We start from the raw sequence: 6,217 nt of genomic DNA, 5'->3' as shown, positions 1-6,217 counted from the left end.
TGCAAACGCATATTTCCTATGTGTTTCTGACGGGGGACTATGCCTATAAGGTGAAAAAGCCGGCGGACTTTGGTTTTTTGAACTTTACAACTCTAGAAAAGCGGCTGTTTTACTGTCAGGAGGAGTTGCGGCTTAATCGCCGCTTGGCGCCCGATCTCTACTTGGGGGTGGTGCCCATTGTGGCGGTGGGCGATCGCTATTGTGTGGCGGATCCCCAAGACTTACCCGTGGGGGCTGAGGTCATTGACTATGCTGTGCAAATGCGCCAATTTGATCAGTCGCAACTGTTTTCTCACCTCTTTGCGGCTAACCAAGTCACCCCTCACCTGATTGAATCCCTTGGCAAAGAACTAGCCCGCTTCCACCGCAGCGCTGCTACGAGTCCCCACATTGCTAAATTTGGTTCGCCGCGGGCGATCGCCCAAGTGATTGACAACTGCCATGCCTTGGCTGCCCAGTTTGTCGGTCGGTGTCAATCCCCAGAGCAGTACGCGGCAATTCATGCCTTTACCGATGACTTTTTGAGCCGTCATCAAGAGTGGTTTGTGCGGCGGCAGGCAGGGGGCAAAATTCGGGAGTGCCACGGCGATCTGCACCTGAATAATATCTGTCTATACAGGGGCAGGGTCCAAATTTTTGACTGTATTGAGTTCAACGAAGAATTTCGCAATATTGACGGCATCTATGACGCCGCCTTTTTGCTGATGGATTTGGAGTTTCGCGGGCGCGGCGACTTGGCCAATCTTTTCCTCAACACTTACTTGGAATGGAGTGGTGACTATGAGGGGGCGGTGCTCTTGCCCCTGTACCTGTGTGTGAGAGCCTATATTCGGGGCAATGTCAATGCCTTAGCCCTCAATGATCCCGCCATTGGCGAGGCCGAAAAGGCACAGCTGCAAGCCACTGCTGCGGCCTACTATGGGGCTGCCTATCGCTACACCCAACCCCGCCAAGCCAAGCTCTATGTCATGTCTGGTCTGTCGGGAGCAGGCAAAAGTACGCGGGGACGAGGTCTTGCTCAAGGGGAGCAGGCAATACAAATTCGCTCCGATGCGGTGCGCAAACACTTGGCGGGCTTACCCCTAGATCGCCGCAGTACGGATTTCCCTGAGGTGGATCTCTATTCCGATGCCATGACCCAAAAAACCTATGATCAGCTCTTGGCCTATGCGGAATTGTTGCTGCGTCAGGGACAAACGGTGATTTTGGATGCGAAGTACGATCGCGTGGCGCTGCGCCAACCGGTGATTGCCTTAGCCAAGAAACTGCGTGTCCCCCTAGAGATTCATTTCTGTAGTGCCCCCCCGGAGGAACTGCGCCGCCGCTTGAGCGATCGCCAAGGGGATATTGCCGAGGCCACCCCTGATCTGATTGCTGCCCAAGTGGCCAGTTTTGAATCCTTTTTGCCTGAGGAGGAGCCCTACGTTCGCCATGTGTGTGACTAGGACGAGGGCAACTGATAATAGGAACAGAGCAATAGGACGGGTCTGATGTATCACATTGGTTTACTAGGGTTAGGCACGGTCGGTGGCGCTGTGGCGCAAATTTTGGTAGATCCAGCGGGGCGCCATCCCCTGCTCAAGGAACTGGCGATCGCCCAAGTGGGGGTACGGGATCCCCATAAGCCCCGTGCCGTTGCCCTTGATCAGCAACTTTTGACAACGGATTTGGAAAGCATTGTCACCAACCCAGCCATTGACATTGTGGTGGAAGTCCTCGGCGGTATTGAACCGGCGCGATCGCTGATCCTCAAGGCCATTGCCCATGGCAAGCACATTGTTACCGCCAACAAGGCCGTCATTGCCCGTCATGGTGCCGAAATTTTTGATGCTGCCAATGCCCAAGGGGTCTATGTGATGCTCGAAGCTGCCGTAGCCGGTGGCATTCCCGTCATTCAAGCCCTGCGACAGAGCCTAGGGGCCAATCGTATCCACAGTGTTAGCGGCATTCTCAATGGCACCACCAACTACATTTTGACCCGCATGCAGCAGGAGCAGGGGGATCTTGCCCCCATCCTTGCCGATGCCCAGCGCCTAGGCTATGCTGAAGCTGATCCCAGTGCCGACATTGAAGGTTGGGATGCAGCGGATAAAATTGCCATTCTGGCCAGCCTTGCCTTTGGAGGACGAATTCGCCGCGAGGAAGTGTATGCCGAGGGCATTGGTGGGATCACAGCGGTGGATATTGCCTACGCTGAAAAACTGGGGTTTTGCATTAAACTGCTGGCGATCGCCCGCCAACTAAGCGGTCAGCCCCTCGAAGTGCGCGTTCATCCCACCCTCGTGCCCCTCGATCATCCCCTTGCGGGTGTCAATGGCGTCTATAATGCCATTCTCCTAGAGGCAGAGCCCTTAGGACAGGTGATGTTCTATGGTCCCGGTGCCGGTGCAGGGGCAACCGCCAGTGCCGTCGTGGCAGATTTAATTAACATTGCTGCTCTTCTCCCCCAAGGACGTGCCAGCCATCCTTTGCTCACCTGCCAGCACAATCAGTTTATGCCGCTGCTACCGATGGCAGAGGTGGATAGTCGCTTCTATGCTCGTGTCCATGCCCAAGATCATCCGGGGGTGCTGGGAAAACTGGGCACCTGCTTTGGTCAGCATCATGTCAGCCTGGAATCCTTAGTTCAAATTGGCAGCCATAACGAGCTAGCAGAAATTGTGATTGTCACCCACCACGTGCGCGAGGGCGAGTTTCGCCAGGCGATGGCCGAGATTGCGCAAATGGCAGACATTGAAGCAGTGCCCTCTGTTTTACGGGTCTTGGGCATGTCCTAGGCATTGGGCTTGATGCCTGTCTTGCGCTCTAAAATTTCCTTCACCACCAGTGTCACTAAGGCCAGCAGGCCAAGGATGACCGCTGCCGCGTAAGCAGACTCGGTGTTGTAATTTTTATAGGCGTCCTCCACAAAGAGGGGCAGGGTTTGGGTGAGGCCAGCCACATTGCCAGAGACCACCATCACGGCACCAAATTCCCCCATGGCGCGGGCATTGGTTAACAAGACACCGTAGAGCAGCCCCCAGCGGATATTGGGTAAAGTAACTCGCCAAAAAGTTTGCCACTCATTGGCTCCAAGGGTTTTTGCGGCCTCCTCCTGCTCGGTGCCGATTTCTTCCAGCACAGGAATGACTTCTCGCGCCACAAAGGGCAAACTAACAAAGGCGGTTGCCAGCACCATCCCCGGAAAGGAGAAAATAACGCGCATATCCAGCGCTTGCAGCCAGCTCCCGAACCAGCCATTGCGGCCATAGACCAGTACCAGCATCAGTCCAGCAACAACGGGGGAGATGGAAAAAGGTAAGTCAATAATGCTGAGCAAGAGGGTGCGGCCGGGAAAACGATGGCGGGCGATCGCCCAAGCGGCACAAAGGCCAAAGACTGTGTTTAAGGGCACCACCACCAAGGCAAGGGCAAACGTCAGCCACAGGGCATGGAGAAAATCGGGCTCCAGCAAATTTTCCAGAAAGGGCATGACTCCCCTGTAAAACGCTTGGAAAAGAACATTGGCCGCTGGAATCAGCAGCACAAGGGCTAAGTAGCCGATGGCAATGACAATTAAAAGGAGATGCAGCCACGGCTTTTCTTGGGTGGGAGAGGGTTTAAGGCTCCGCATAGCGCCGCCCCCATGCCTGCAGCAGATTAATCAGAAATAAAATCCCTAAGGAGACCAAGAGCATCACCGTACCAATAATGGTTGCCGCCTCATAGTCGTACTGCTCTAAGCTCTGAAAGATGAGCACCGAGGCAGTCAAGTCCCGGAACGAGGTGTTGGAGGAAATAATAACAATTGAGCCAAATTCTCCTACGGCCCGTGAGAAACCCAGGGCAACGCCTGTGAGAATCGCGGGCATCAAAGGCGGCAAAATGACTCGCCAAAAGGTCTGCCCATGGGTGGCACCCAGGGACCATGCAGCCTCCTCTACATCCTTTTCCATTTCCGTGAGGACAGGCTGAACCGTGCGAATGACAAAGGGCAGGGAAATAAAGAGCATGGCCACCGCAACTCCCCAGCGGGTAAAGGCAATTTTCACTCCCCAGGGGGCCAGTAAACTGCCAATCCAGCCGTTTTCACTGTAGACCGTTGCCAAGGTCAAACCTGCCACCGCCGTTGGCAAAGCAAAGGGCAGATCCACCACGGCATCAAAAAAGCGCTTCCCCGGAAAGGAGTAGCGCACCAGCACCCAAGCAATCAGGGTCCCAAAGAGGCCATTGATCAGAGCTGTCACTAGGGCAGTTACAAAGGTTACCTCATAGGCCGATAGGGCGATCGGCCGCGTCGCTACCTGCCAAAAATGCAATGGCCCGGCACTGCTCGCGCGACTAAAGAGGGCAGCTACGGGCACAACCAGCATCACCAGCAAGTAAAAGACAGTGATTTTCCAAACCCAAGGGAACCGCCAGCGCCGTTTCTGAGAAATGGGGGGGGTAGCACTCATCAGGCTTGATTCTCCCGCTGAATTTGATCAAACAGGGCACCCTGGGCAAAAAATTGAGCCTGCACCCTCTCCCATCCCCCGAGATCCCTAACGGTAAACAGAGTGGGTACCCGTGGAAATTCTTGGGCATGGGCAGCCAGAACTGTCCCATCCACTGGCCGAAAGCCATATTGAGCAAAAACTTCTTGAGCCTGAGGTGTGTAAAGAAACTGAAGGTAGGCTTGGGCAACCTCACGAGTACCGTGCTGATCGGCGTATTTGTCCACAATCGCAACTGGGTTTTCAATGAGGATATTTACCTTAGGAATGTGATAGGAGAGGCGCTTCCCCTGCTTGCGGGCCAAAATTACTTCACTTTCATAGTTGATCAGAGCATCCCCCTGTCCCTGCGTCAAAAAGGCATCGGTGGCCTCACGGCCATCGCGGGGGAGAGCCGCTACGTGGCGAAAGACCTCAGTAACAAAGGCTTTGGCTTCCTGAGGGGTTCCCCCCGTCTGCGTTACTGATCCCCACAGGGCAAGGAAGTTCCAGCGGGCGGCTCCAGAGATTTTGGGATTGGCCGTCACAAAGGTCACGCCCTCACGGGTTAAATCCTGCCAGGTCTGTAAGTTTTTCGGGTTACCCTCACGGGTGATCAGGGTACAGACAGAGGTGGTGACAGTACTGTTGTGGGGGGCCTGACGCGCCCAATCGGGGCGGATTAAACCTGCCTGGGCAATGCGATCCACATCTAAGCCAAGGGATAAATGCACAATATCGGCCTCTAGGCCATCAATGACTGCTCGGGCTTGACTCCCAGAGGCACCATAGCTGGTGCGAAAGCGGACCGCTTGTTGATGTTCCCGTTTCCACTGAGCGGCAAATAGGGGAATAATTGCCTCGTGGGCTTTCCTAGTCAACGAAAAGGACACCAAGGTCAAGTTGACCTGGGCAGGACGACCATCCGGTAAGGTGGCTTGAAATTGACAGGCAGCAGTGAGACCACTGAGGCCTACCGCTAGTAAGAATAAGCTTAACCCAATCCTAAAACGCCGCCAACTCACCATTCTACCGTTAATCTACCATAAATCGATCGGAATACCGATATGCAAATCCATCTTAGCAGAAGGGGGGTGATTCTAGCTGAAATGCTTAAAACGTGATCAGCACCTGTCTAGGATGGGTGGGAATCACTCATTGCGGTTGATTGCGATGGGGCGTTTTCGGTGATGGCGCGATCGCCAGGAGGTTGGCGGAACACTGACCCCTCTTAGCGGTAGCCCATACACGGGTTGCGTCTGAGGAATGGGCACCACATACACCAGCTGACGGCAACCACCGAGCTCCACATTGACATTCAATTAAGGGCAATTAAGGGGTGGTTGTATCCGCAAAGGAAAGGATGGTCAAACCAGTCAAGGAGGATAGGCCAACTACTTGGAGTGTTGTCAACATCCTCAACTCCGCCACAGAAAAAACGTCCTGCGGGGTCTGATGCTCAATCTATAGGGAGGGTTCCACCACACCTGCGCCCAAATAAAAAGGGGGAGAGTTTCCCCCGATTCTGTTAACGTTGTTTACTCAACTCCCTCAATCTTGTCCTCCACTTCTTGATAGAGTTGCCGTAGCAGTTCCAGATTGGCCTCACTGGTCTCCCAGTAGCCACGTCCGTGGAGCTCTAGGAAGGTGCTGACCATCTTACGGAACGAGTGAGGGTTGGTATTCAAAAGCCGCTGCCGCATCTGCTCATCGAGGTTGATGAACTCGACCCCGACTTCGGCGTGCATGAAGCCGATCCGGTT

Annotated in this window: 6 protein-coding genes; 2 read left to right on the top strand and 4 right to left on the bottom strand. The window is 54.4% G+C overall.

Annotation, left to right across the window (positions count from 1 at the left end; genetic code table 11):
- Both H8Q75_RS11215 and H8Q75_RS11210 read left to right on the top strand, forming a co-directional pair.
- A partial coding sequence (locus H8Q75_RS11215; RefSeq protein ID WP_297041769.1) for a bifunctional aminoglycoside phosphotransferase/ATP-binding protein occupies positions 1–1,445 on the top strand: 1,445 nt, incomplete at its 5' end.
- Between the two features lie 42 nt (positions 1,446–1,487).
- Positions 1,488–2,777 (top strand): homoserine dehydrogenase, encoded by a 1,290-nt coding sequence (locus tag H8Q75_RS11210; protein ID WP_162147195.1) that lies wholly within the window; start codon positions 1,488–1,490, stop codon positions 2,775–2,777.
- Here the strand turns inward: H8Q75_RS11210 and cysW are convergent.
- The 4 genes from cysW to H8Q75_RS11190 all read right to left on the bottom strand — a co-directional run.
- Positions 2,774–3,613, bottom strand: coding sequence for a sulfate ABC transporter permease subunit CysW (gene cysW / locus H8Q75_RS11205; protein ID WP_024123941.1), 840 nt, complete (start codon positions 3,611–3,613; stop codon positions 2,774–2,776). The two genes, H8Q75_RS11210 and cysW, sit on opposite strands and share 4 nt — an antisense overlap.
- Complete coding sequence (gene cysT, locus H8Q75_RS11200; protein ID WP_024123942.1) at positions 3,600–4,436, bottom strand: sulfate ABC transporter permease subunit CysT; 837 nt, start codon at positions 4,434–4,436, stop codon at positions 3,600–3,602. Before cysT ends, cysW begins: the two co-directional genes overlap by 14 nt.
- Positions 4,436–5,482 (bottom strand): sulfate ABC transporter substrate-binding protein, encoded by a 1,047-nt coding sequence (locus H8Q75_RS11195; RefSeq protein WP_024123943.1) that lies wholly within the window; start codon positions 5,480–5,482, stop codon positions 4,436–4,438. The genes cysT and H8Q75_RS11195 overlap by 1 nt, the downstream gene beginning before the upstream one ends.
- A 510-nt stretch (positions 5,483–5,992) precedes the next feature.
- A partial coding sequence (locus H8Q75_RS11190) for a cobaltochelatase subunit CobN (RefSeq protein ID WP_297041763.1) occupies positions 5,993–6,217 on the bottom strand: 225 nt, incomplete at its 5' end.

The sequence above is a fragment of the Thermosynechococcus sp. OHK43 genome (assembly GCF_014466085.1).
In the GTDB taxonomy this organism is placed as follows: domain Bacteria; phylum Cyanobacteriota; class Cyanobacteriia; order Thermosynechococcales; family Thermosynechococcaceae; genus Thermosynechococcus.
The sequence above is the reverse complement of the archived record's forward strand: the minus strand, read 5'-3'. Positions and strand labels throughout refer to the sequence as shown.